Origin of the sequence: Bacteroides sp. GD17, from assembly GCF_038448625.1 — a bacterium.
Classification (GTDB): domain Bacteria; phylum Bacteroidota; class Bacteroidia; order Bacteroidales; family Bacteroidaceae; genus Bacteroides.
This window is the reverse complement of record NZ_JBCEZS010000001.1, coordinates 403,819-428,786: the sequence shown is the minus strand read 5'-3', so window position 1 is coordinate 428,786 and position 24,968 is coordinate 403,819. Positions and strand designations below refer to the sequence as shown.

Annotated in this window: 16 protein-coding genes; 6 read left to right on the top strand and 10 right to left on the bottom strand. The window is 50.4% G+C overall.

The annotated features are described in order from the left end of the window. Positions 1-22: 22 nt before the first annotated feature. The 5 genes from AAE250_RS01415 to AAE250_RS01395 all read left to right on the top strand — a co-directional run bounded on the left by AAE250_RS01415 (position 23) and on the right by AAE250_RS01395 (position 7,824). Positions 23-1,636, top strand: coding sequence for a RagB/SusD family nutrient uptake outer membrane protein (locus AAE250_RS01415; protein ID WP_294595307.1), 1,614 nt, complete (start codon positions 23-25; stop codon positions 1,634-1,636). Positions 1,637-1,736: 100 nt separating this feature from the next. After that, entirely contained in the window at positions 1,737-2,015 is a 279-nt protein-coding gene (locus AAE250_RS01410; RefSeq protein WP_294595310.1) for a LysO family transporter, read from the top strand. Further along, positions 2,012-2,614: a lysine exporter LysO family protein gene (locus tag AAE250_RS01405; RefSeq protein ID WP_294595312.1), complete on the top strand. Its 603-nt coding sequence runs from the start codon at positions 2,012-2,014 to the stop codon at positions 2,612-2,614. The genes AAE250_RS01410 and AAE250_RS01405 overlap by 4 nt, the downstream gene beginning before the upstream one ends. Before the next feature lie 30 nt (positions 2,615-2,644). After that, on the top strand, positions 2,645-5,791 hold the full coding sequence (locus AAE250_RS01400; RefSeq protein ID WP_294595314.1) for a glycoside hydrolase family 2 TIM barrel-domain containing protein: 3,147 nt from the start codon (positions 2,645-2,647) through the stop codon (positions 5,789-5,791). A 104-nt stretch (positions 5,792-5,895) separates the two neighbouring features. Continuing rightward, positions 5,896-7,824, top strand: a complete 1,929-nt coding sequence (locus tag AAE250_RS01395) for an MGH1-like glycoside hydrolase domain-containing protein (RefSeq protein ID WP_294595316.1) — start codon at positions 5,896-5,898, stop codon at positions 7,822-7,824. A 181-nt stretch (positions 7,825-8,005) separates the two neighbouring features. Here the strand turns inward: AAE250_RS01395 and AAE250_RS01390 are convergent, their stop codons facing one another. Continuing rightward, entirely contained in the window at positions 8,006-10,207 is a 2,202-nt protein-coding gene (locus AAE250_RS01390; RefSeq protein WP_294595318.1) for a sodium-translocating pyrophosphatase, read from the bottom strand. A 193-nt stretch (positions 10,208-10,400) separates the two neighbouring features. Here AAE250_RS01390 and AAE250_RS01385 point away from each other — a divergent pair, with 193 nt between their 5' ends. Continuing rightward, entirely contained in the window at positions 10,401-12,407 is a 2,007-nt protein-coding gene (locus AAE250_RS01385; RefSeq protein WP_294595320.1) for a sensor histidine kinase, read from the top strand. Positions 12,408-12,445: 38 nt separating this feature from the next. Here the strand turns inward: AAE250_RS01385 and AAE250_RS01380 are convergent, their stop codons facing one another. From AAE250_RS01380 to rimP, 9 genes are all read right to left on the bottom strand, one after another. Continuing rightward, positions 12,446-14,260: an RNA-binding domain-containing protein gene (locus tag AAE250_RS01380; protein WP_294595322.1), complete on the bottom strand. Its 1,815-nt coding sequence runs from the start codon at positions 14,258-14,260 to the stop codon at positions 12,446-12,448. 12 nt (positions 14,261-14,272) lie between these two features. Next, entirely contained in the window at positions 14,273-15,487 is a 1,215-nt protein-coding gene (locus AAE250_RS01375; protein ID WP_294595323.1) for an aminotransferase class V-fold PLP-dependent enzyme, read from the bottom strand. A 16-nt stretch (positions 15,488-15,503) separates the two neighbouring features. Further along, the gene (gene sufD, locus AAE250_RS01370; RefSeq protein WP_294595325.1) at positions 15,504-16,847 is read right to left on the bottom strand and encodes a Fe-S cluster assembly protein SufD; all 1,344 of its coding nucleotides are present in this window, start codon (positions 16,845-16,847) and stop codon (positions 15,504-15,506) included. A 16-nt stretch (positions 16,848-16,863) separates the two neighbouring features. Next, positions 16,864-17,619 carry a Fe-S cluster assembly ATPase SufC gene (sufC, locus tag AAE250_RS01365; RefSeq protein WP_294595327.1) on the bottom strand — a complete coding sequence of 252 codons (756 nt, stop codon included), beginning with the start codon at positions 17,617-17,619 and terminating at the stop codon, positions 16,864-16,866. A gap of 30 nt (positions 17,620-17,649) precedes the next feature. Then, positions 17,650-19,104 (bottom strand): Fe-S cluster assembly protein SufB, encoded by a 1,455-nt coding sequence (gene sufB, locus AAE250_RS01360; protein WP_294595329.1) that lies wholly within the window; start codon positions 19,102-19,104, stop codon positions 17,650-17,652. Further along, entirely contained in the window at positions 19,104-19,610 is a 507-nt protein-coding gene (locus tag AAE250_RS01355) for a CvpA family protein (RefSeq protein WP_294595331.1), read from the bottom strand. Before AAE250_RS01355 ends, sufB begins: the two co-directional genes overlap by 1 nt. A 100-nt stretch (positions 19,611-19,710) precedes the next feature. Continuing rightward, positions 19,711-22,803: a translation initiation factor IF-2 gene (infB, locus tag AAE250_RS01350; RefSeq protein WP_294595332.1), complete on the bottom strand. Its 3,093-nt coding sequence runs from the start codon at positions 22,801-22,803 to the stop codon at positions 19,711-19,713. Positions 22,804-22,865: 62 nt separating this feature from the next. Next, positions 22,866-24,131 carry a transcription termination factor NusA gene (nusA, locus tag AAE250_RS01345; RefSeq protein ID WP_294595334.1) on the bottom strand — a complete coding sequence of 422 codons (1,266 nt, stop codon included), beginning with the start codon at positions 24,129-24,131 and terminating at the stop codon, positions 22,866-22,868. A gap of 4 nt (positions 24,132-24,135) precedes the next feature. Then, a complete protein-coding gene (gene rimP / locus AAE250_RS01340; protein WP_294595336.1) occupies positions 24,136-24,603 on the bottom strand; it encodes a ribosome assembly cofactor RimP in 468 nt (155 codons plus the stop codon). Between the last annotated feature and the right edge of the window lie 365 nt (positions 24,604-24,968).

Genomic DNA, 24,968 nt, shown 5'->3' with positions numbered 1-24,968 from the left:
AAACAATATAATACGAAACAATATGAAGAAACTTATATATTTAGCAAGTATCTGCTGCGTAATGCTTTTTGCTTCCTGCGAAGACTTCTTGACAGTGTCTTCTCCGGACAAAGTAACAACCGGAAACTTCTGGAAAAACCAGAAGGAGGCCGAAGCTACCATGGCTTCAGTCTATGCACAGCTCTATCATGGCGACAGCTATGCCACCAGCGAAGTAAGATGGCCGGTAGAGGCATTCCGTACCGATCTCTACACCATGGGGTCGGATGCCATCAACTACCAAACATGGACCGACATCTACAAGTTTACTTATACCAATGGTAATACTCAGTTCTCTTACTACTATCAGGATTTATACCGCGGCATCAACTTTGCCAATCAGGTATTGGAATATGTTCCACAGATTCCTGAAGACGGTATCACAGAAGCAAAACGCAACGAATTGATAGCCGAGGCCCACTTCATGCGCGGCTACTACCACCTGATGCTGATACTGAACTGGGAGAAAATCATCATCCGCGACAAGTATCTCACTGACCAGGCCGATCTGAATAAACCTCTGTCCGACCGCGTTACTTGCTGGAACTTCGTCATTGACGAACTGAAATTAGGAACCGCACTGCCTGCCACTCGTCCGAGTACAGAACTGGGTCGTGCCACTTCCGGAGCTGCCCACGCTTATCTGGGCTTTGCTTACCTGACACGTGCGTATGAAGAACCGGCACAAGAGACTCAGCACCTGGCTGATGCCTTGACAGCCCTGAATGCAGTGACCGGTTACGAGTTGGTAAGCGGTGATGCCTTGATTAACATGTTCAACGGCAGAAATAAGAATTGCAAAGAATCTATCTTCGAAGTGCAATACAGCAGCAATACCGACAATGGTGCACGCTACTATTCGTGGATACACAACTTCATCGCTTCCAGCGAACTGGGTGGTTGGGATGAAATACTGCCCAACGACTTCCTTGTAAGCGAATTCAAAAAAGAAGGAAAGATCAGTAATGACGGCCGTTACGACGAACGTATATATAACACCATTTTCTTCAAAGACGAGTATTGGAACGACGGAACCGGCAAAATTTGGGGTTACGAATACGATGATTTGCATTATTACTGGAAAGTCGACGAGGATGGCAACTATCTGGATGCAAACGGTAATAAAATTACAGAAGAAGAACTCGAAGACAAAGGCGTAAAGATATTCTACGACCGCCCCAGTTTCCGCCGCTTCACTCCAAGAGAACTGTCTGAAATGGATGAGAGATGCAACTTTAACATTCCTCTGATGCGCTATGTCAACGTATTGCTAATGAAAGCTGAAGTGCTGAACAAACAGGGACATCCCGAACAGGCTATTCCTATCATCAACGACATCCGCGCTAAACATGGCAATATGCCAGCCATGACGGGAACCTCACAAGCTGAAGTCCAGGCACAAATCGAGCACGAACGCATCATCGAATTCCCGTTGGAAAGTTATCGCTGGTATGACCTGCGCCGCTGGGGCAAGCTGAGCCAAGCATTGGGTAGCCGGGGATTCGTAGAAGGAAAACACAACTTCTTCCCCATCCCACTCTGGGAAATAAATGCTAATCCTGCATTGAACAGTACGGAAGAAACAACCGAAAACTAATTCTCTCTCTAATATAGCAGAACAAGGCGGCATTTGCCCCCGGCGATGCCGCCTTGTTTACCTTGAAAGCTTTATCTTTGCCACCAAAAACGACATAGATATGTTCACAATCATCGGACTGATGCTCACAGGAATGCTGCTGGGCTACCTCTTACGGAGACGGAATCTGAAGAAGATTCACCAAATCATCACAGTACTCATCTGGTTGCTGCTCTTCATCCTCGGCATCGAGGTGGGAAGCAATGAGCAGATAATCAAAGGACTCCACACCATCGGACTCGAAGCCGTCATCCTGACGCTGGGCGGAACCCTGGGAAGTGTCATCGCTGCCTGGGCATTGTGGAAAGCCTTGTACAGAAGGAAAGGAGGCCGGGCATGAAAGGAAGTCTTATCATCGTAGGCTTTTTCGTGCTGGGCACGATTGCCGGAGTTTGCCACTTGCTGCCCTTCGATATTGCAGAAACCAATATCAGTTACTATGCGCTCTGCGCACTGATGTTCAGCGTAGGGCTGAGCGTAGGCAACGATCCGCAGACGTTGAAGAACTTCCGTTCGCTCAACCCGCGGCTGGTGTTCTTGCCCATCATGACGATACTGGGTACATTGGCAGGTTCTGCTGCTGTCAGTCTGATTCTGACACACCGTTCCGTTACGGATTGTCTGGCTGTAGGGTCGGGATTCGGCTACTATTCGCTCTCGAGCATCTTCATCACGGAGTACAAGGGAGCAGAATTAGGCACCATCGCCCTGCTTGCCAATATCAGCCGCGAGATACTGACGCTGCTGGCAGCACCGCTACTGGTGCGTTGGTTCGGCAACCTGGCTCCTATCTCTGCCGGAGGCGCCACGACGATGGACACCACACTGCCCATCATCACGCGTACCGCAGGACAGCAGTTCGTAGTAGTTTCCATCTTCCACGGGTTTGTGGTAGATTTCAGTGTGCCGTTCCTGGTGACATTGTTTTGCTCCATTTAGTTGATAGTTGATAATTGATAAATGATAGTTATGAAAACCAAACTTTATACCTTTCTCCTTTCCTCATTGCTTTGTACCGCTGCCTTGGCCGAGAACGAGCCGTGGCAAAACCCGCAGGTCAATGAGATGAACCGGGAGCCGATGCATGCGCACTTCACTCCTTTCAAGAATGAAGCCGGTGCATTGAAGCAACGCGCATTGCCTGCCGATGTGCGGTTTGATGTAAACCCTGCCACGGAGCGTCGCATTTCACTGGACGGCACGTGGAAGTTCCTCTTTTCTAAAAACAATGAACTTTGCCCCAAAGACTTCTACAAGCCGGGATATAGCACCCGGAAGTGGAGCAAGATAGAAGTTCCCGGAAGCTGGGAGCTGCAAGGGTTCGACGCACCCATCTATACGGACACACGATATCCGTTCCCTGCCAATCCGCCGTACGTACCTGCCGACTATAATCCGGTGGGTGCCTATATACGCGAATTCAACGTGCCGACCGGTTGGGAAGGCATGGATATCTTCCTCGACTTCGAGGGAGTGGAGTCGGCCTACTATGTTTGGGTGAACGGCGAACTGGCCGGTTATGCCGAAGATAGCCGCTTACCGTCGCACTTCAACGTCACTAAATTGTTGAAGAAGGGCAGCAATAAGCTGGCGGTAAAAGTATTCCGCTACAGCGACGGTTCCTACCTGGAAGGGCAGGATTACTGGAAGTACAGCGGCATCGAACGCAGCGTCTACCTCTATGCCCGCCCGCAAAGCCGCGTCAAAGACTTCAAGATGACGGCCGAACTGGTGAACGGATATAAGGATGGCGAACTGAAACTCGACGTACTTCTCCACCAGCCGAAAGCCGGAGAAACGGTAGAAGTGAAAGTGATGGACGGCGAAGCGGTAGCTTACGAGCGAAAGAAGTCCGTTGCTTCTGCCACCGACACCCTGTTCACCATCGAGAAGATGTTCCCCGGCGCACGTCCCTGGAATGCTGAGACGCCGAATACGTATACGTTGGTAGTCAGCACCTTCGACGCACAAGGCCGCCCGTTGGAATCGTTCACCCACCTCTTCGGCTTCCGTACGGTGGAGATGAAGAACGGCATGCAGCTGATTAACGGTCAGACCGTGCTCTTCAAAGGCGTGAACCGCCACGAGCACGACGCACACAAAGGCCGCACCATCAGCGTAGCCTCCATGATACACGACATCCAGCTGATGAAACAGTTCAACCTGAACGCCGTGCGCAACTGCCACTACCCCAACAATGCCCCCTGGTACGAGCTTTGCACCGAGTTCGGCCTCTATATGGTAGATGAAGCCAACATCGAAAGCCACGGCATGATGGACCACAAGGATGGCACCCTGGCCAACTATCCCGATTGGGAACTCCCCTTCATGCAGCGCATGAGCCGGATGATAGCCCGCGACCGCAACTGCTCCGCCATCGTCACCTGGTCTATGGGTAACGAATCGGGCTACGGCAAGCACTTCGAAACGTTGTACGACTACACCAAGAGCGTAGACGCCACCCGCCCCGTGCAGTACGAAGGCGGCGGCTACCAAGCCAAGAGCGATATCTACTGCCCCATGTACGCACGTATCTGGAGGCTTCGCCAGCACGTGAACCAACGCGATGCCCGCCCGCTGATTCTCTGCGAGTACGCCCACGCCATGGGCAACAGCGTAGGAAACTTCCAGGACTACTGGGACTTGATCTACAAGTACGACCAGCTGCAAGGCGGTTTCATCTGGGACTGGGTGGACCAGACCTTCGCCATCAAGGACGAGAAAGGACACGACATCGAAGCCTTCGGCGGCGATATGGGATTCGTAGGCATCGTCAACGACTCCAACTTCTGCGCCAACGGTCTGGTAGCTGCCGACCGCTCGCTGCACCCGCACATCTATGAAGTGAAGAAAGTATTGCAATACATCCACTTCGAGCCTCTCGCCTTCACTGCCAACAAGATACGGGTAACCAACTGGCACGACTTCATCGGTCTGGAAGGCTACACCCTGCGCTGGGCTGTGGAATGTGACGGCAAGACAATACAAAGCGGTGAGACGGACTTCCCTTCCATCGCCCCACGCAGCTCCGCCAACATCGAACTGCCACTGAAGGCATTGCCTGCCGACGGACGCGAATATTTCCTCACCCTGCGCGCCTTCACCAAGCACGAAGCGCCGCTGGTGCCGAAAGGACACGAAGTTGCCATCGAGCAATGGGTATTGCCTTCCGTCCCGGCTGTGGTAAAGGCTGCCGAACCCGTAAACGGGACACTGGCTGTAACCCGCAACAACGACGTCCTCACGCTGAAAGGCAACAACTTCCAAATAGCCTTCTCTACAAAGAACGGTGAAATGACGGAACTGGCATACAACGGCAAGAACTTGATTAAAGAAGGCTTGCAACCCAACTTCTGGCGCCCGCTCACCGACAACGACATCCCGAACGGACACCTGGAACGCTGCGCCACCTGGAAGACTGCCGGACGCGACGCGCAATTGCAGAACATCGACGTGACCGAAAGCAAGCAAACGGCAACCGTGATAACCACCTATCGTATGGAGGCTCAGGATGCTACGTTGCAGATGACGTACAACGTCCGCCCGAACGGTGCCGTGAAAGTGACGATGCACTTCATCCCCGGAAAGCTTGCACTGAGTGAGATGCCTCGACTGGGTATGCGCATGATACTCCCCGCCGAGTACGAAATGATGACCTGGCTGGGACGCGGCCCGCAAGAGAACTACGCCGACCGCAAGACGGGAGCACTGGTAGGACTGTACAATGCCACCGTTTGGGAGCAATTCCATCCGTATGTACGCGCCCAGGAGACGGCCAATCACTGCGACGTGCGCTGGACGGCACTTCGCAATGCCGCCGGAGAAGGCTTGCTCGTCACCGGAGAAGAACCGCTGAGCATCAGCGCCTGGAACTTCCCGATGGAAGACATCGAATATCGTCCTTCACAAATGGAACGCCGCCACGGTGGAAGCATCGAGAAGAAGGATATGGTATGGCTCAACATCGACCATCAGCAGATGGGCGTAGGTGGAGACAATACCTGGGGCGCACAAGTGCATCCCGAGTATACCATCACCCCGAAGGAGTGGAAGTACAGCTTCACGCTGCAACCGCTTGCACCCGCCGAGGATGCAGCGGAAAAAGCACACAAATGATAATTTAGCAGCGTGTGATAACAAGTGTATCTCAAACTCCTCCGCCTGAAAGGGGAGGAATTTGAGATACTCCGTAAATTCCCATTTATAATAACCTCATTCATATGAAACATAGAATCATTCGCATCATTTCTCTTGCCCTGCTGCTGGCAAACCTCACCGCCTGCAGCACCGGCAATAAGAGTGTAGCCGAAAAACGGTATGCCTTCAACAACATACTGGACATCGCCTACACCCCCGACACCCTGCACCGCTGCACCGGCTGGTTCACCGACGCCGGCTCGTGGATGGGCTTCACCCTCCCCGAAAAGCAGCAATGGCTGAACGGCTTCTGCGGTCCCTTCAGCCTCGACATGTTCCGCCGCCAATGGATGGCGCAATCCGCCACCATCGTCGGCTTTGCCAAAGACGCCCAGGCAAGTTTCACACCCGATTCTACCTGTTATTATCCCGGAGAGCTCTACCTCTCAGCCCACAGCGCTGACGGTCGCATCACCCAGCGCCTCAACTTCGTCAGCTCCTCCACCGCCCTGCTGCGCATCGAGACTGACAAGTCCGAAGACCTGCTGCTCACCGGCAGCCGGTGGGGACGCGACGTCACCGTCAGCATAGAACAGAACTCCGTCATCGCCCGCCATCCCAGCGGCGAGAGTGTCACCGTAACCTTTACCCCGGACGTGGAACTGACTGCCGCCGACAACAACTACACCGCCCTCATCCACGCCCCCAAATCCCCCGTCAACGTAGCCATCTCCTTCTTCACCTCCGAAAAAGAAATGGCTGCCGGCCTGCAGAACCTCCCCTCCCTGCTCAACCATCCAGGAAACGCCCTGCAAGCCAACGCCGACCGCTGGGAAGGCTACCTGACCAAAATCCTCCGTACAGACATGAAGCCCGAATACGACCGTATTGCCGTGAAAGCCGTCACCACCCTCATCTCCAACTGGCGCACCCACCGCGGCGGACTGCTGCACGAGGGCATCATCCCCAGCCATGCCGTAGGCTATTTCGTAGGCTTCTGGGCATGGGACACCTGGCGCTTCAGTGCCGGTACCGCCAAGTTCGACCCCGAACTGGCCAAGAACAACATCCGCGCCATGTTCGACTATCAGCAGCCCGACGGCATGATTATCGACTGCATCTACACCGATCCCTCGGAGAACAATGCCCGCGACAGCAAGCCGCCCCTCGTATGCTGGGCCGTAGACGAGATCTTCACCCATACGGGCGACACGACCTTCGTTGCCGAGATGTACCCGCAACTGCTCTCCTACTATAAATGGTGGTATCAGAAACGCGACCACAATCGCAACGGCATGTGCGAATACGGCTCCACCGACGGTACCCTCGAAGCTGCCGCCTGGGAAAGCGGTATGGACAACGCCATCCGCTTCGACAACGCCGTAATGCTGAAAAACGATGGTGCCGACGATGCCTGGAGCATGGATCAAGAAAGCGTAGACCTCAATGCCTACCTTGCCCTGGAATGCAAGCTGCTGAAGAAATTCGCCGTCCTGCTGAAAGTACCCTTCGACGGTCCCGACTACACCGACCGGGTAGCCAACTACTTCTTCGATACGAACATCAACTTCTTCTGTGACCGCCGCCTGAAGGACAGCTCCTTCATCGAAGAACCCGGCTGCGAAGCCTACACCCCGCTGTGGACACAGATAGCCACGCAAGAACAAGTGGACGCTATGCTGCCCATGCTGCAGGATACCGCGAAGTTCTCTACCTACATCCCCTTCCCCACCATCGCCGCCGATAATCCCAAGTACAATCCGCGCGGCTACTGGCGCGGCCCCATCTGGCTGGACCAGACGTACTTCGCCATCCGCGGCCTGCGCAACTATGGTTACAACAAGATGGCGGATGAATACACCCGCCAGGTATTCGACCGCCTGAACGGTCTGAAAGAGGGAGCACCCATTCACGAGAACTACGGAACCCACACTGGAGAGCGACTGAAAGCACCGCACTTTAGCTGGAGCTCGTCGCATCTGTTGATGATGTACGATGATTACGGGAAGTAGCCCGGCACGAAGTATAGGCGAGCCCCTTTCCCACTACGAGTGAAGGTGCTTCCCTATACGACAGAAGTACCCTCCCTATACGACTGAACGGGCCTCCCTATACGACAGAACAATAGTCCCACTATGAACGAACATAGTGGGACTATTACTTATCTAATAATGAATAACTTATCGGCCTCTTTTAGAACAAGCTCCACGCCACCGTCAGTCCTGCCATCACAATCGCCACCATACTCATCAGTTTGATAAGGATGTTCAGACTCGGACCGGAAGTATCTTTAAACGGGTCGCCTACGGTATCGCCCACCACTGTGGCCTTGTGCACCTCGCTACCCTTTCCGCCGAAGTTGCCTTCTTCTACATACTTCTTCGCATTATCCCATGCACCACCGGCATTCGCCATGAAGATGGCCAGCACAAAGCCGCTGCTCAATCCGCCAATAAGCAGGCCCAGCACTCCGGGAACACCGAAAATCAGTCCCGTCAGGATGGGAGCTACGATGGCGATAAGCGATGGAACCACCATCTCGCGCTGTGCTCCTTTGGTGGAGATAGCCACGCAACGCTCATAATCCGGCTCCGCCTCACCCGTCAGGATACCTTTTATTTCGCGGAACTGGCGGCGTACCTCGTCCACCATGTGGGCAGCGGCACGGCCTACGGCATTCATCGTCAGTCCGCAGAAAAGGAAAGCCATCATAGAACCGAGGAACATGCCCGAAAGTACCTTAGGATTCATCAGCGTAACGTCGTAGTGGTGCATAAAGTCGAAGAACGTGGCATCTTGCACGCGGATGGCTTCGCCACCGGAGAAAATTTCAGTCATGCCGATACGCGTCAGTCCGATACGGATTTCTTCTATATAGGAAGCGAGCAACGCCAGCCCCGTCAGAGCAGCGGAACCGATGGCAAAGCCCTTGCCCGTGGCTGCCGTTGTGTTGCCCAGAGAGTCGAGCGCATCGGTACGTTTGCGTACTTCCGCTCCCAGGCCGGACATCTCAGCATTACCGCCTGCATTGTCGGCAATCGGTCCGTAAGCGTCCGTAGCCAGCGTGATGCCCAGCGTGGAGAGCATACCCACTGCCGCAATTCCGATGCCATAAAGCCCCAATCCGACATTGGAGAAATTGAAGCCCGAAGCAAACAGGTAAGAAGCTATGATACCGATCACCACCGCAATCACCGGAATGGCCGTAGAGAGCATGCCCAGGCCGATGCCGGAAATGATAACCGTTGCCGGACCGGTCTTTCCGCTTTCACTCAGCTTCTGCGTGGGACGGTACGATTGAGAAGTATAGTACTCCGTAGAGCGCCCTATAATGATACCCACTACCAAACCTACCACTACCGAACAGGATATCCACTGCCAGTTCTCAAGCCCCAGCATCCATAGGATAAGGAAAGTAGCTGCCACAATCAGTACCGAACTAAGATTTGTGCCGAAAGCCAGCGCATTCAGCAAGTCCCGCATCTTTGCATTCTCCTTGGTACGCACCGAGAAGATGCCGATAATGGAAAGAATAATGCCCACCGCCGCAATCAGCATCGGTGCAATCACCGCCTTGAACTGCATCAGCGTATCGCCCGAATGGATAAAGGCAGCGGCACCCAGTGCAGCCGTCGCCAGGATGGAGCCGCAATAACTCTCGTACAAGTCGGCGCCCATACCTGCCACGTCGCCTACGTTATCGCCTACGTTGTCGGCAATGGTTGCCGGGTTGCGCGGATCGTCTTCGGGAATACCGGCTTCTACCTTGCCCACCAGGTCGGCGCCCACATCGGCAGCCTTCGTATAGATGCCACCGCCCACACGGGCAAACAGTGCCTGCGTGCTGGCTCCCATGCCGAACGTCAGCATAGTAGTGGTAATGATACATAGTTTATGCGTAGGCGTCATCAAGTCGATGGGAATCACTGCATTCAGCAACAGATACCAGAAGGAGATATCGAGCAATCCCAGGCCTACAACCACCAGCCCCATCACCGCACCGCTACGGAAAGCAATGCGCAAACCTGCGTTCAGCGAACCCCGTGCGGCATTTGCCGTACGTGCCGAAGCATAGGTAGCCGTCTTCATTCCAAGAAAACCCGAAAGACCGGAGAAGAAACCACCAGTAAGGAAGGCAATAGGTACCCAGGAGTTCTGCACCCCGAAACCATACGCCATAATAGAGAAAAGGATTACCAATCCCAGGAACACCCAGCCCACAATCTTGTATTGTTGTCGGAGGTACGACATGGCCCCTTTGCGCACAGCAGCAGCAATCTTAATCATTTGAGGGGTCCCCTCACTCTCTTTCATCATCTGCTTATGAAAGTAGTAAGCAAAACAGAGCGCCAACACAGACGCGGCCGGTACCAGCCAGAAAAGCATTTGGTCCATAGCAATATTTGAATTAAAAGGTTAAACTAGTCCCTAAAAATATTGATAATTGGTGAGATAAGCAAGTAAAAGAACAAAGAAATCCTTTACGTTAAAAGTTACAGTAACATCCCTTTTCCTACAAAAAGATACCTCTTTATCAGTCTACATAGCTTTTTATTTGTATATTTGTCGATGAACAAGCATATTATCTATGAGACAACTCCTCTGTTACATTCTTTTTTCCATAGTAGGGACCACTCTCTTATGGGGACAGACCTCTGCCACCAGAGACAGCCTCCTGCGTATAGCTACCACCACAACCAACCCTTCCATACAAATAGCAACCTACCGCAACCTGGCCGACCTCTACTTCGAAAGACCCGAGGAACTCTCCTACCTCAAAGAAGCTTATCGCATTGCCCGGAAAGTTACCGATAAAGACAAGGAGTTCAGTCTGCTCACCGACCTCTCCTCTGCCTACATCAAATCTTATGAGCTCGACTCTGCCCGTCACTACATGCAGGTATTGGAGCAAACAGGAAATGCCGAAGAAACTCTTCCATACCTCTCTTTTCTGCGAATGAGAATATTCGACAAGAAAATCAGGAAGAACGACGGCGAGACTGCCATCGAAACAGAACTGAAGTTCCTGAACGATCCGGCCACCGACAAGAACAATATCTACATCCAGATAGAACAGGCCTATACTACGGGCGACGGCCTCTTCCATAAGAACAAATACAAAGAAGCCCGCAGCTATCTGAACACTGCCTACAAGCTCTCCAAGCTCCTGCCCGCCCGCGAAGGCGAACGCATCCGCATCACCGCCGCCTGGAGTTATATCAATACACTCAGCTACCTGGGAGAAGCCAAAGAATTCATTGAGTGCATTGAAGAGATGCTCCGGCTTTACGAATCCTCTTACGAGCTTTATTATGCCCACCAACGGCCTTTCTACAACATCGACCTCCGCTACCTGCAATGCTACACCTCCCTGCTGATACGCAGTGACCAGCTGACCGATGAAAAGAGGGAATTATACTATCAGCACGTCTATGACATGAGCAGGAAGGTCACCGAGCCTATCGACAAGTATAACTGCTACCTGGCGCTACACTTCTACGCCATGAACAAGAAAGACTACCTCAGTGCCCTTGCCACCAACGACAGTCTCATCAAATATGCCGGTATCGTGAGTCCCTCCAACATCCCCGGCCTGATTGAGAACTGCTCGCAGATATACGAAACCATAGGCGACTACAAAAATGCCCTCAAGTATCACAAACTCTACGTACAGCAGCAAGACTCCATCGCATCTTCCGAGTTTGAACAACAAATGAACGAATTGCAGGTGAAGTACGATGTGGATAACCTGAACTACAAGAACTCCCAGCTGGAGAACAAGAATAAACGTATTCTGCTTATCACCCTCGGTTCCATACTGCTTCTGGTGATGGTCATTTGCCTCTACCTGTACTACGACCTGAAAAAGGAGAAAAGGATGAAGGAAACCCTGCGCAAACTGCATGAGAAAGCAGAAGAGAGCGAGCAACTGAAAACTGCTTTTATCAACTCCATGTGTCACGAGATACGCACCCCGCTCAATGCCATTGTCGGCTTTTCCGACATCATCACCGATGAAAGCTTCGACGACGAGGATACAAAGAAAGAGTACTCCAAGCTCATCACGCTCAACTCGCAGTTGTTGACCTCCCTGATAGAGCATTTGTTTGTGGTGTCTAACCTCGACTCTTCCGATGAGCCGCTCCCCCACGAGATGATTAATGTGAAGAACACATGCGCCGTAGAAATGAAAAAGCTGGAGCAGCAGGCAAAAGCTGGAATTGATTACCGGATGGAGCTACCCGAAGATGACCTTTTCATTTCCAGCAACCAGCAATATCTGTCGCTTGTTCTGGAAAATCTGCTCAGCAATGCCAATAAGTTTACCGACCAAGGGAGCATCTCCCTCAAGCTACGAGCCAATGAAGCAGAGAACCGCGTCGAAATAGACGTTACCGATACCGGGCCCGGCATTCCCCTGGGCAAGGAAGAGGTGGTATTCCAACGCTTCACCAAGTTGGACACTTTTGCCCAAGGTCAGGGCATGGGGCTGTATCTGAGCCGCCGCATCATCCAAAGACTATCCGGCGATATATTCATCGACCCGGATTATACCAATGGGACGCGGATGGTGATCTACCTGCCGTTTAAATAGAAGTTATCCTTGAAATATTGATGAAAAAGCCAATTGCATTATTTCACTCTATATTTTTGTTGAGGATGCTTAGGTATATTAGGATATAACCGCTCCAGTTTCCCCTCTTCTACCATACGGGGAATAATTTTATTATTTAAGTAACGAATATCCCTATTAATAGCACTTGCTATATCTTCCAAAGACAAATAACTTACTGCAACTGAACGAATTAGTATTGAAAGTTCCTCATAAGACAAATGTTTACTCTTATTCAGACTTGCAACATTACTTGCAACATTACTTGCAACATTACTTGCAACATTACTTGCAACATTAGACATATCATCTTCAACATTCACACAGTAAGTGGTGCCACGGCCAACACCCTTAGAGCAAAGGAAGCCTTCCGTACACAACACCTTAAGTACCTTCGTGATATCAGCACTATGCATTTCAAGCATATATTGTAAGCGGTCATTATTAATAGTTCCTTCAGAATAGCATGTAGCCAAAGCAAGCAGTTGATCATGAGTCAAAGAATTAATTTTGTCATGACCAAAAGTGCTTACAAGAGCTTCCCGAACTTCTATAGGGAACAAACTAACCATTGGCAAAGTCAACTCCACCTTATCCGGCCTATTTTGTTCTTGCACATAAGGTTTAATCCAATCGGCTACTTTCCAACCATGAATAATTTTATTGACCCCACTGCCTGCCTTTTCGGAGAATCCTAACATCATAAACATCTTTTGTAATGCCTTGTTCCGACAAACACTCTCGCCTCCCGAATAATACTGTGCGCGACTGACTAATAAGGTTCCTGGATTCCGAAACATGAATTTATGCTTCCATTGTTCAATAACAATATTACCTTCTTCCGCATAATCACAGTGTATCAACGTATTCACGAATGCTTCTCTAAGTGCTATATGCGTAGGAGTATCATCCAAACGTACCCCGTTCTCCAGATGAAATGGTTTTGGCAGCACAGATGTCAGCTTTACATAGACTTTTTTATAAAATTGAAAAAGATTGGCTTCCCATGTTCCATCCGGACAAATACGATCAGTCCAACGAGCATTTTCGTCAGAAATAAGATATTCCCTAAAATCCGGGAAATAATTAGGTGCACAAGATGGATCTGTAATGCTTTCTGTCTTGCCAAACATTAAAATACCTGCCAACGTAAGTCCTTCTTCTCCAGTTTCACGGTCTTTACGGTATCCGCCCAATTTCTCCAACAATTCGATGTCATCCAACGCCAACCAAGGATGAGAGGGCTGTCTGGAAGTAAAATATTGTCGATATTGTTTTAATGAACTTTGATCTATATCGTCCATTGAATAATTTGCCAAGATGCGAGAATCTCGCGGATGAGTATCATCCGCATCTGCAATCATTCTTTTTACCTCTTCATTAGTACATTTGTAATCTCCTTCATTATTCCGCTTAAATGTGTGCCCACGAAATGGATTCCTCGTGCAATAAACCGGTTTTTGAGAACGATTTGCCCGCGGAATAATAATAAGCAGCAGTTTATATCCTTGATATTCTACATCCAGCACATCTTTATCCGTAAGTAAATTCAGACTCACACAGTCCGGGTTATTAACTGAATTCCAGAAAGTCTTTTTATATTGTACAATTTGTTCTGCGGTCAATCCCTCAATCAACAAATGCTCCTGTTTTTCCCGAACTCCTAATACAATAACTCCTCCATCAGTATTGGCAAATGAAGAGTATGTTTCCCAAATACTATTTGGAAAACCCTCCTTTGCTGTTTTAAATTCCAAATCAACAGCTTCACTCCGTAAGATTAATGAATCTATATATTCAGTAAAACTCCATCCATCAGCGGTAAAATTTTCCATAATCAATTCTGATTAAAACATTTGCCTGACACGTTCGATGCCTGCTACCAGCGCATCCACCTCTTCTTTGGTGTTATAAAGTCCGAAGGAGGCACGTACCGTACCTTCTATGCCGAGGCACTGCATCAACGGTTGGGCGCAATGATGCCCGGTGCGCACGGCAATGCCGAGACGGTCGAGCAAGGTACCCATATCAAAATGGTGGATATCACCTACGAGGAAAGAAATGACGCTGCCTTTCTCTGCCGCTTCGCCGAAGATGCGCATGCCAGGGATTTCTTTCAGGCGTCCGGTGGCATATTGGGTCAGTTTATGCTCATGGAGGGCAATCTTATCCATACCGATAAGTGAAACGTAATCCAAGGCTTTGGCAAGTCCGGTAGTGCCGATATAGTCCGGTGTGCCGGCTTCAAATTTAAAAGGAAGTTCGTTGAAGGTGGTACGTTCGAAAGAGACATGCTGTATCATTTCGCCGCCACCCTGATAAGGAGGCATCTTATCCAGCCACTCTTCCTTGCCGTAGAGCACGCCGACACCCGTAGGGCCATAAATTTTATGACCGGAGAACACATAGAAGTCGGCATCAAGGTCTTGTACATCTACCGATATATGAGGGATGGACTGCGCACCGTCTATCAACACAGGCACGCCTTGCTCGTGAGCAAACTCAATCATTTCCTCCACGGGGTTGATGGTGCCCAGTACATTGGAGACATGAGTTACACTGACAATCTTAGTACGTTCGGAGAATAGTTTCTTGTACTCGTCCAGCAGCAGTTCGCCCTTGTCGTTCATCGGAATGACTTTAATGGCAATGCCTCTCTTGGCTGCCAACAACTGCCAGGGAACGATGTTGCTATGGTGCTCCATCACGGAAAGAATCACTTCGTCTCCTTCTTGCATAAACTCCTCGCCAAAGCTGGAGACAAGGAGGTTGATGCTCTCCGTTGTGCCGCGCGTAAAGACAATCTCGTTCGTGCTGCGGGCGTTGATGAACTTTCGTACTGTCTCACGCGAAGCTTCGTGCAGCTCCGTGGCCTGTTGCGAAAGGAAATGTACACCACGGTGCACATTGGCATTGACCGAATAGTATTCGTCCGTAATGGCATCTACCACGCAGCGGGGCTTCTGGGTGGTAGCACCGTTATCGAAATAGACCAATGGCTTGCCATATACTTCACGGGAAAGTATGGGGAAGTCGGCTCGTATCTCCTGAATATTATACATAACTTACTCTTTTTAGTTATTTACAGATTGCACATCCCTGACACTTATTCAGCTCGCCGCGAAATCGTTTTTCTACCAGCAGATGCAGGCGATCTTTCAAGGCATCCAAGCGGATGGTATCTATCACTTCGTTGACGAACGCAAACATAAGCAGCAGACGTGCCTCACGTGCCGGAATACCGCGTTGCTGCATATAGAACAAAGCGGCTTCATCGAGCTGGCCCACCGTCGCACCGTGGCTGCACCTCACATCGTCTGCATAGATTTCCAGCTGCGGCTGGGTGTACATGTGTGCCTCGCGAGTGGCGCAGAGGTTACGGTTCGTTTGTTGCGAATTAGTGTGTTGCGCATCGGGACGTACCAATACCAAACCGGCAAAGGCACCGGTTGCCTGATCATCGAGCACATACTTATAGAGTTCGTTGCTGGTACAGTTGGGAACGGCATGGTCGATGGTAGTGTTCGTATCCACATGCTCGTTCTTATCGGCAATAACCATACCGCAAAGGTTGACTTCCGCACCTTCGCCGGCAAGCAGTACTTGGGTTGTGTTACGGGTCGTGCCGTTGTACAGCGTCATTCCGTTGAGAAGGACGTTGCTGTTGGCTGCTTGTTTTACGTACATGTTGCTGATGCGCACGGTACTGGTATGGGTTTCTTCCAGTTCGTAGAAGTCGAAGGTGGCGTTCTCGCCGACAAAGATTTCTATGACTTGGGTGGCGAGGAAGTTCACACTGTCCATGGCATGGTCGCATGCCAGGAGACGGGCTTGTGCGCCTTCTTCAAGGATGATCAGTACACGGCGGTTCACCATGAAGTTAACGTAACTCCTCAGGATATTCACCAGCTGAATAGGCTTCTCTACGACTACATTCTTGGGAACGTACAGCAGCACGCCGTCTTGTGCAAAAGCGGTGTTGAATGCCGTTACACCGTCTTCCGATGTCTTTGCCAGCTTACCATAGTACTTCTTTACCAGTTCCGGCTGTTGTTCAGCCACTTCCTTCAGACTGCCGAAGATAACTCCTTCCGGCAAAGAGAACTTGGGCAAAGCTTTATTGTAGAAGGCATCGTTCACCACGAAGTAAAGGGCGGTACTCATATTAGGAACATCGCACTTGAATACTTCGTAAGGGTTCACGGGAATGTCCAGGCGATTCAGGTTCAAGCCGTAATCCGGTTCGAAGAACTTACTGACATCCGTATATTTGTATTTCTCCTGTTTACGGGTGGGGAAGCCAAGCCGCTCGAAGTCGGCAAAGGCAGCAGCACGCGGCGCATTCAGCACCTCGGCACTGTGCCGGCATATCATCGCCTCCGTCTGGGAGAAAAGGTCTATGTATTGTTGTTCTACACTCATCTTTTTATTTATGAAATCATAAATCTTCTACCTCTTTCTTGATCCAATCAAACCCACGCGCCTCAATTTCTTTCGCCAATTCGGGACCGCCGGTCTTCACAATGCGGCCGCCAAGCAACACATGCACCGTGTCCGGTTTCAGATAATCCAGCAAACGCTGATAGTGAGTAATGACCATGGCACTGGTCTGCGGAGTTTTCAACTTATTGAAGCCATCGGCCACAATACGCAGAGCATCCACATCGAGCCCGGAATCCGTCTCGTCCAGAATAGCAAAAGTCGGTTCCAACATAGCCATCTGAAAAATTTCGTTACGCTTCTTCTCGCCGCCGCTGAAGCCTTCGTTCACGCTGCGGTTGGCAAGCTTGTTATCAAGCTCCACAATGGCACGCTTCTCACGCATCAACTTCAGGAACTCGCTGGCCGACAAAGCCGGCAGATGACGATACTTGCGCTGCTCGTTCACCGCCGCACGCATAAAGTTTACCATCGAAACCCCCGGAATCTCCACCGGTGCCTGAAACGAAAGAAAGATACCCTCGTGGGCACGGTCTTCGGGACTCATCGCCAGCAGGTCTTTTCCATTGAACATAACCGTACCGCGAGTCACCTCATAAGCAGGATGCCCCACCAATACATTACTCAACGTACTCTTTCCGGCACCATTCTGTCCCATCAAGGCATGTACTTCGCCATCACGGATGGTCAGGTCGATGCCTTTCAATATTTCTTTGCCATTGATGCTGGCATGCAGGTCTTTTATCTCTAACATCTTTATATATACGATTTTATTATTTACAATTTATCCTACGCTTCCCTCCAACGATATCGCCAGCAACTTCTGCGCCTCTACCGCAAACTCCATCGGCAGTTTGTTCAGCACCTCCTTGGCATAACCATTCACAATCAGTCCTACGGCATCTTCCGTAGAAATGCCTCGCTGGTTGCAATAGAATATCTGGTCTTCACTGATTTTGCTGGTCGTCGCCTCGTGCTCCACAATAGCCGTTTCATTGTGGATGTCCATGTAAGGGAATGTATGCGCACCGCATTTATCCCCCAGCAGCAACGAGTCACACTGGCTATAGTTACGTGCATTGTCCGCCTTGGCAGACACACGTACCAGTCCGCGATAAGAGTTCTCGCTCTTTCCGGCCGAAATACCCTTGCTCACAATCGTACTACGGGTGTTCTTCCCAAGATGAATCATCTTCGTACCCGTATCTGCCTGCTGGTAGTTGTTCGTCACCGCCACACTGTAAAACTCCGCCGTCGAGTTATCTCCCGATAGAATGCAAGACGGATATTTCCAAGTGATGGCCGAACCCGTTTCTACCTGCGTCCAGGAGAGCTTGCTATCTACGCCCTTACAATGTCCACGCTTTGTCACGAAGTTATAGACACCACCCCTGCCCTCGGCATCACCCGGATACCAGTTCTGTACGGTACTGTACTTCACTTCAGCACGGTCGTGCACCACAATCTCTACAATAGCTGCATGCAACTGGTTCTCATCACGCATCGGCGCCGTACAGCCTTCCAGATAGGAGACATACGAGTCATCGTCCGCCACAATCAGCGTCCGTTCAAACTGTCCCGTGTTGCGGGCATTGATGCGGAAGTAGGTAGACAACTCCATCGGACAGCGTACCCCCTTCGGTATATATACAAAAGATCCATCCGAGAACACAGCCGAGTTCAACGCAGCAAAGAAGTTATCACGATAAGGCACCACCGAGCCGAGGTACTTCTGCACCAGGTCGGGATGCTCGCGCACGGCTTCACTGAAGGAGCAGAAGATAATCCCCTTCTCCATCAACGTCTCCTTGAAAGTAGTCTTTACAGAGACCGAGTCCATCACAGCATCCACTGCCATGCCACTCAGCGCCATCTGCTCTTCCAAAGGAATGCCCAGCTTATTAAACGTCTTCACCAACTCCGGGTCTACCTCATCCATGCTCTTCGGGCCCTCCTTCTTCTTCGTAGGGTCGGCATAGTAAGATATCGCCTGATAATCGATTTCGGGAATACGGAGATGTGCCCATGTGGGCATCTCCAACGTCAGCCAGTGGCGGTACGCTTTTAAACGGAATTCCAACAACCATTCCGGTTCGTTCTTCTTCTCGGAGATAAGCCGTACCACATCCTCATTCAGCCCGCGCTCAATGATATCCGTGTGTACATCGGTCGTAAAACCGTACTTGTACTTCTCCTGAGTGAATTCCTTTACATATTTATTGGGTTCTTCCTGTTGCATTATTCATTCAATATATATTGTTCGGTAATGTGCTTTGCTACGGGAAAGAATATCCCGGCAAACTCCTTCATAGGATAATATAACACTGATTCTTTCTTTTTTGTTTCGCTGACCAGCGTATTGTCCGCATCGATAAATTCAAGTACGCCAATCAGCAGGCTCACCAGCAGAAGGAACTTCAAAGCGCCCAGCCCGGAGCCCAGCCAATGGTTCAGCCAGCCCAGCGACACAGCTTCCATCGCCCGCGTCAGCAAAGAAGCCACCAGCGCGAAAAGCAGGGGTACCGCTATCCAGATAAGGATAAACGCCAGTACCTGAGCCACCGTCATAGAGTCCGTCAGCGTAGGACAAAGCTTTGCCGCCAGCGAAGCATACAACGCCTTTGCCGCTATCAAGCCGATAATCAGCCCCAGCAAAGATGCCAGCTGTTTCACGAAACCCTTCATGAAACCAATCACCGCACCCAGACCGACGGCTACTACAATAATGATGTCTATCGTTGCCATAATTATATCAAAAAAAGGCACGGATTACACGGATAAGCACGGTCTTCTTTTAGCCAATCCGTGAAATCCGTGTAATCCGTGCCAGAGAACTATATTTCGCTTACAGCGTTTGCTTTACTTCTACTTCTTCGTAAGATTCGATGATATCGCCCACCTTGATGTCGTTGCAGTTGGTCAGGCTGATACCGCACTCGAAGTTGGTACCCACTTCCTTCACATCGTCCTTGAAACGCTTCAAGGCATTGATGTTTCCGGTGAAGATTACGATACCGTCGCGAATCAGACGAGCCTTGTCGCTGCGTTTCACCTTTCCGGTCTTCACCATGGCACCTGCCACGAGACCCACCTTCGTGATGTTGAACACCTCGCGAACCTCTATCGTCGCAGTCACCTGCTCCTTCACGGTCGGTGCAAGCATACCTTCCATAGCAGCCTTCACTTCTTCGATAGCGTCGTAGATGACGGAGTACTTGCGGATATCCACACCCTCGTTCTCTGCCAGCTTGGCGGCAGCACCCGAAGGACGTACCTGGAAACCGACGATAATCGCATCCGAAGCAGCAGCCAGAGATACATCCGACTCGGAAATGGCACCCACGCCCTTGTGGATTACATTCACCTGTACCTGCTCCGTAGACAGCTTGATCAAAGAGTCGCTCAATGCCTCTACAGAACCGTCCACGTCACCCTTAACGATTACGTTCAGTTCGTGGAAGTCGCCCAATGCCAGACGGCGGCCTACTTCGTCGAGCGTCAACATCTTCTGCGTACGCAGGCCCTGTTCACGTTGCAACTGTTCGCGCTTGTTGGCAATTTCGCGGGCTTCCTGCTCGGTATCGATTACGTGGAACGTATCACCGGCAGCGGGAGCACCGTTCAAGCCCAGTATCAGAGCCGGTTCGGAAGGACCTGCCTCTTTCATACGCTGGTTACGCTCATTGAACATGGCTTTTACCTTACCATAGCTGGTACCTGCCAGCACAATATCGCCCATCTTCAACGTACCGTTGGAAACCAATACCGTAGCCACATAACCACGTCCCTTGTCCAGTGAAGACTCGATGATGGAACCGGTAGCATGGCGATTCGGATTCGCTTTCAGATCGAGCATTTCGGCTTCGAGCAATACTTTCTCCATCAATTCGGGTACACCGATACCTTTCTTGGCAGAGATATCTTGTGACTGATACTTACCACCCCACTCTTCTACGAGGAAGTTCATGGCTGCCAGCTCTTCTTTAATCTTGTCCGCATTGGCAGTCGGTTTATCAATCTTGTTGATAGCAAATACGATAGGAACACCGGCAGCCATGGCATGGTTGATGGCCTCCTTAGTCTGCGGCATCACGTTGTCATCGGCAGCCACAATAATAATGGCGATATCCGTAGCCTTGGCACCACGGGCACGCATGGCGGTGAACGCTTCGTGGCCCGGAGTATCGAGGAACGTGATCTTACGTCCGTCGTCCAGCGACACGTGGTAAGCACCGATGTGCTGCGTGATACCACCTGCTTCACCGGCAATTACATTCGCCTTACGGATGTAGTCGAGCAATGAAGTCTTACCGTGGTCTACGTGCCCCATCACCGTCACAATCGGAGCACGAGGTTCCAGGTCTTCTTCGGCATCCTCTTCTTCGACGATGGCCTGCGATACTTCGGCACTGACGTATTCCGTCTTGAAGCCGAACTCCTCAGCCACCAGGTTGATGGTTTCGGCATCCAAACGCTGGTTGATGGAAACCATGATACCTACACTCATACAAGTAGCGATGACCTGCGTTACGGAAATATCCATCATGCTTGCCAACTCGTTGGCCGTTACGAATTCCGTAAGTTTCAATACCTTGCTGTCCGCCATTTCCATGTCTTCCAACTCTTGCATACGATTGGAGGCCATGTCGCGCTTCTCCTTACGGTACTTCGCACCCTTGTTCTTTCCTTTGGAAGTCAGGCGGGCCAAAGTTTCCTTTACCTGCTTTGCTACGTCCTCTTCGCTGACTTCCTGCTTGAGGATAGGTTTCTTGAAGCGGTCCTTATTATTGCGGTTCTTGTTATTGTTGTTGCCACCTTGCTGGTTGCCACCCTGCTGATGTCCGCCGGAAGCACCGTTTCCGCCTTTCGGACGGTCGCCGCCACGCTGGAAGTTGGAGGCATTGTTGATGTCTACCTTCTCCTTATTAATACGTACGCGTTTCTTCTTGGCGTTGGCATCACCGGCATCCTTCGTGTCCTTCTGCTTATTGTCGTCGCGGCGGATTTCCTTGATGATGGCCTCTTTCATCTGCTTCTTCTGGTCCTGACGCAGTTTTTCCTTCTCTTCACGTTCCTTGCGTTTCTCTTCTTTCGATTTCTTCTTGGGACGTGTGGACTGGTTCAGGGCAGCCAGGTCAATCTGTCCGATGACGTTAATCTTCGAAACGATTCCGGGCTGATGTATCTTGAAGATCTCATCTTCTTCTTTCTTCACCTCTTGCTCTTCCTTGGCTGCCGGAGCTTCTTCGGCTACCGGTACCGGAGCAGGTGCTGCTTTCGGTTCTTCCATTTTGGGTTCTTCTTTCACCTCTACTATTACGGGAGCAGGCTCTTCCTTGACAACCGGCTGAGGTGCAGGTTCCGGCTGAGCCACAGGCTGCGGTGCAGGCTGAGGTTCCGTTTTGGGCTCCGATACAGGCGCAGGTTGAGGTTCTGGCTGAGGTGCGGGAGCAGGTTCCGGCTTCGGGGTTTCAACAACCACCGGTGCGGGTTCTTCCACTTTCTTCTCCTCCACTACTACTGCCTTTTCCACTTCTTTCTCCTTCTCCTGAGCGGGAGCAGGAGCAGGTGCTGCAGGTCTGCGGTTCAGCTTGTCCAAATCAATCTTGCCTACGGGCTTGAACTTCGGGCGGGCGTCTTCGGGGACAACTGTCTTTATCTCCTCAGGCTTTGCTTTTTCGGGCGCTTCCTTCTCGTAACCGTCGATAGACACGGATGCCTTGTTACGGTCCTTCTGACGCTCCTGGCTGAAGCGTTCCGATTTTATTTTAAGGTCCTTATCTGTACTAAACTCCTTCTTGAGCAGTTCGAACTGTTCATCGGTAATTTTTGTGTTCGGATTTGCCTCAACGGTAAATCCTTTCTTTTGCAAGAACTCGACAGCAGTCGTAATTCCTACATTCAAATCTCTTGTTACTTTGTTTAACCTTATCGTCATACTTTAAATTTAATGAATAATGGAGAAAGAAGTCAGTGCAAACCCAAATAGCTCGTCAAGCTTTATTCAGCTTCTTCTTCAAACTCCGATTTCAAAATGCGTAATACTTCGTCCACCGTCTCCTCTTCGAGGTCCGTCTTTTCAATCAACAACTCACGGGGAGCATTCAACACTGCCTTGGCAGTATCGATACCGATGGCCTTGATGGCATCGATTACCCAACCGTCTATTTCATCACGGAATTCGTCCAGGTAGATGTCTTCATCCTCAATGGCCTGATCCAATTCGCGGAACACGTCGATGGTGTACTCAGTCAACATACTGGCCAGCTTGATATTCAAACCGCCTTTACCGATAGCCAGCGAAACCTCTTCCGGTTTCAGGAACACTTCTGCCTTACGTTCCTCCTCGTTCAAGCGGATGGACGATATCTTGGCAGGGCTGAGGGCACGCTGTATAAACAACTGAATGTTCGACGTATAGTTGATAACGTCGATATTCTCGTTGCGAAGCTCGCGGACAATACCATGAATACGGCTACCCTTCACACCTACGCAGGCGCCTACCGGGTCGATGCGATCATCGTAGCTCTCAACAGCAATCTTTGCACGCTCACCGGGGATGCGGGCAATCTTCTTGATGGTAATCAGTCCGTCATTGATTTCGGGTACTTCCATTTCGAACAGACGTTGCAGGAACACGGGCGATGTACGGCTCAGGATAATCTTCGGATTATTGTTCTTGTTGTCCACACGTGCCACTACGGCGCGGGCAGTCTCACCCTTGCGGTAGAAGTCGCTCGGTATCTGTTCGGTCTTGGGCAGCAACAGTTCGTTGCCTTCATCGTCGAGCAGCAGCATTTCCTTCTTCCATATCTGGTAGACTTCTGCGTTGATGATGTTACCCACCTTATCAATGTATTTGTTATAGATACTGTCTTTTTCCAGTTCCAATATCTTAGAGGCCAATGTCTGACGCAGGTTCAAGATGGCACGGCGACCGAACTTGGCAAAGTTCACTTCGTCCGTCACTTCCTCGCCCACTTCATACGAAGCATCAATCTTCTGCGCTTCGCTCAGAGGAATCTGCAGGTTCGGATTTTCCAAATCCTCGTCCGCTACTACTTCACGGTTACGCCATATCTCGAAGTCACCCTTGTCCGGGTTCACGATAACGTCGTAATTCTCATCGGTGCCAAACATTTTCGCAATCACGCTGCGGAACGACTCTTCGAGTACGCTCACCATCGTGGTACGGTCGATATTCTTCAGTTCCTTAAATTCCGAAAATGTATCTATCAAGCTGACAGTTTCTTCTTTTTTGGCCATAGTCTTATTTAAAACTGATTAAGTATTTAGTGTATTTTATCTCATCATAGGCAAATGTCAGGTCCTCGTCCACGAGTTTGGGACGCTTGGCACCTTCTTCTTTTACTTTCTTCTGGATGGTAACGATAAAGCGTTGTTCATCGGCTTCTTTCAATACGCCGAAGAGCTTGCGTCCGTCTTTAGTCAGTACTTCCACTTCCTTGCCGATGTGGTTGACGTACTGTTGCAGCACCTTGAAGGGCTGTCCGATGCCGGCTGAACCGACTTCCAACTCATAATCCTCATCCTCACGGCTCAACTTGGACTCGATGTAGCGGCTCAGCTCTACGCAGTCCTCAATCCAAACACCTTCTTTGTGGTCTATTTCCACTAGAATCTTGTCATCCGGGCTGATGGTCACTTCCACCAGGAAGTAGTCTTTTCCTTCCAGCCACTCGTCAACAATCTGACAAACAGTTTTCTTTTCTATCATAGATTAACTAATAAGAATAAAAAAGAGGAGCTTTATCGCCCCTCCACCTTTCATCCGTTTCCGGTTGCAAAGATATAAATAATCTGTTCGTCTACAAAATATTAGAGAAAAAAAGAAAGAATTAACGCTTTCCAAGCGGTTTACATTTCTTTTCTGCTTCCTCTCCATCAGGTGCCGGCACGAAGAACACTTACCCTTAACAGCACGAACATTATTCCTTAATCATTGCACCCCGTAAGGATACGATGCACAAGATGCCATCTTGTGTAGCATAAGATGCCATCTTGAGCAACATAAGATGCCATCTTGTGCAGTACAAGGAATAGTGTTGCAGAAGAGAGGGAATAGTGTGGTAGGGAAAAGGC

What these genes read in the sequence shown, in the direction of transcription:
- AAE250_RS01355 (WP_294595331.1), bottom strand. Translation starts at nt 19,610, where the DNA reads ATGGCAACGATAGACATCATTATTGTAGTAGCCGTCGGTCTGGGTGCG.
- AAE250_RS01385 (WP_294595320.1), top strand. Translation starts at nt 10,401, where the DNA reads ATGAGACAACTCCTCTGTTACATTCTTTTTTCCATAGTAGGGACCACT.
- rimP (WP_294595336.1), bottom strand. Translation starts at nt 24,603, where the DNA reads ATGATAGAAAAGAAAACTGTTTGTCAGATTGTTGACGAGTGGCTGGAA.
- sufD (WP_294595325.1), bottom strand. Translation starts at nt 16,847, where the DNA reads ATGAGTGTAGAACAACAATACATAGACCTTTTCTCCCAGACGGAGGCG.
- AAE250_RS01405 (WP_294595312.1), top strand. Translation starts at nt 2,012, where the DNA reads ATGAAAGGAAGTCTTATCATCGTAGGCTTTTTCGTGCTGGGCACGATT.
- infB (WP_294595332.1), bottom strand. Translation starts at nt 22,803, where the DNA reads ATGACGATAAGGTTAAACAAAGTAACAAGAGATTTGAATGTAGGAATT.
- sufB (WP_294595329.1), bottom strand. Translation starts at nt 19,104, where the DNA reads ATGCAACAGGAAGAACCCAATAAATATGTAAAGGAATTCACTCAGGAG.
- sufC (WP_294595327.1), bottom strand. Translation starts at nt 17,619, where the DNA reads ATGTTAGAGATAAAAGACCTGCATGCCAGCATCAATGGCAAAGAAATA.
- AAE250_RS01380 (WP_294595322.1), bottom strand. Translation starts at nt 14,260, where the DNA reads ATGGAAAATTTTACCGCTGATGGATGGAGTTTTACTGAATATATAGAT.
- AAE250_RS01410 (WP_294595310.1), top strand. Translation starts at nt 1,737, where the DNA reads ATGTTCACAATCATCGGACTGATGCTCACAGGAATGCTGCTGGGCTAC.
- AAE250_RS01375 (WP_294595323.1), bottom strand. Translation starts at nt 15,487, where the DNA reads ATGTATAATATTCAGGAGATACGAGCCGACTTCCCCATACTTTCCCGT.
- AAE250_RS01395 (WP_294595316.1), top strand. Translation starts at nt 5,896, where the DNA reads ATGAAACATAGAATCATTCGCATCATTTCTCTTGCCCTGCTGCTGGCA.
- nusA (WP_294595334.1), bottom strand. Translation starts at nt 24,131, where the DNA reads ATGGCCAAAAAAGAAGAAACTGTCAGCTTGATAGATACATTTTCGGAA.
- AAE250_RS01400 (WP_294595314.1), top strand. Translation starts at nt 2,645, where the DNA reads ATGAAAACCAAACTTTATACCTTTCTCCTTTCCTCATTGCTTTGTACC.
- AAE250_RS01390 (WP_294595318.1), bottom strand. Translation starts at nt 10,207, where the DNA reads ATGGACCAAATGCTTTTCTGGCTGGTACCGGCCGCGTCTGTGTTGGCG.
- AAE250_RS01415 (WP_294595307.1), top strand. Translation starts at nt 23, where the DNA reads ATGAAGAAACTTATATATTTAGCAAGTATCTGCTGCGTAATGCTTTTT.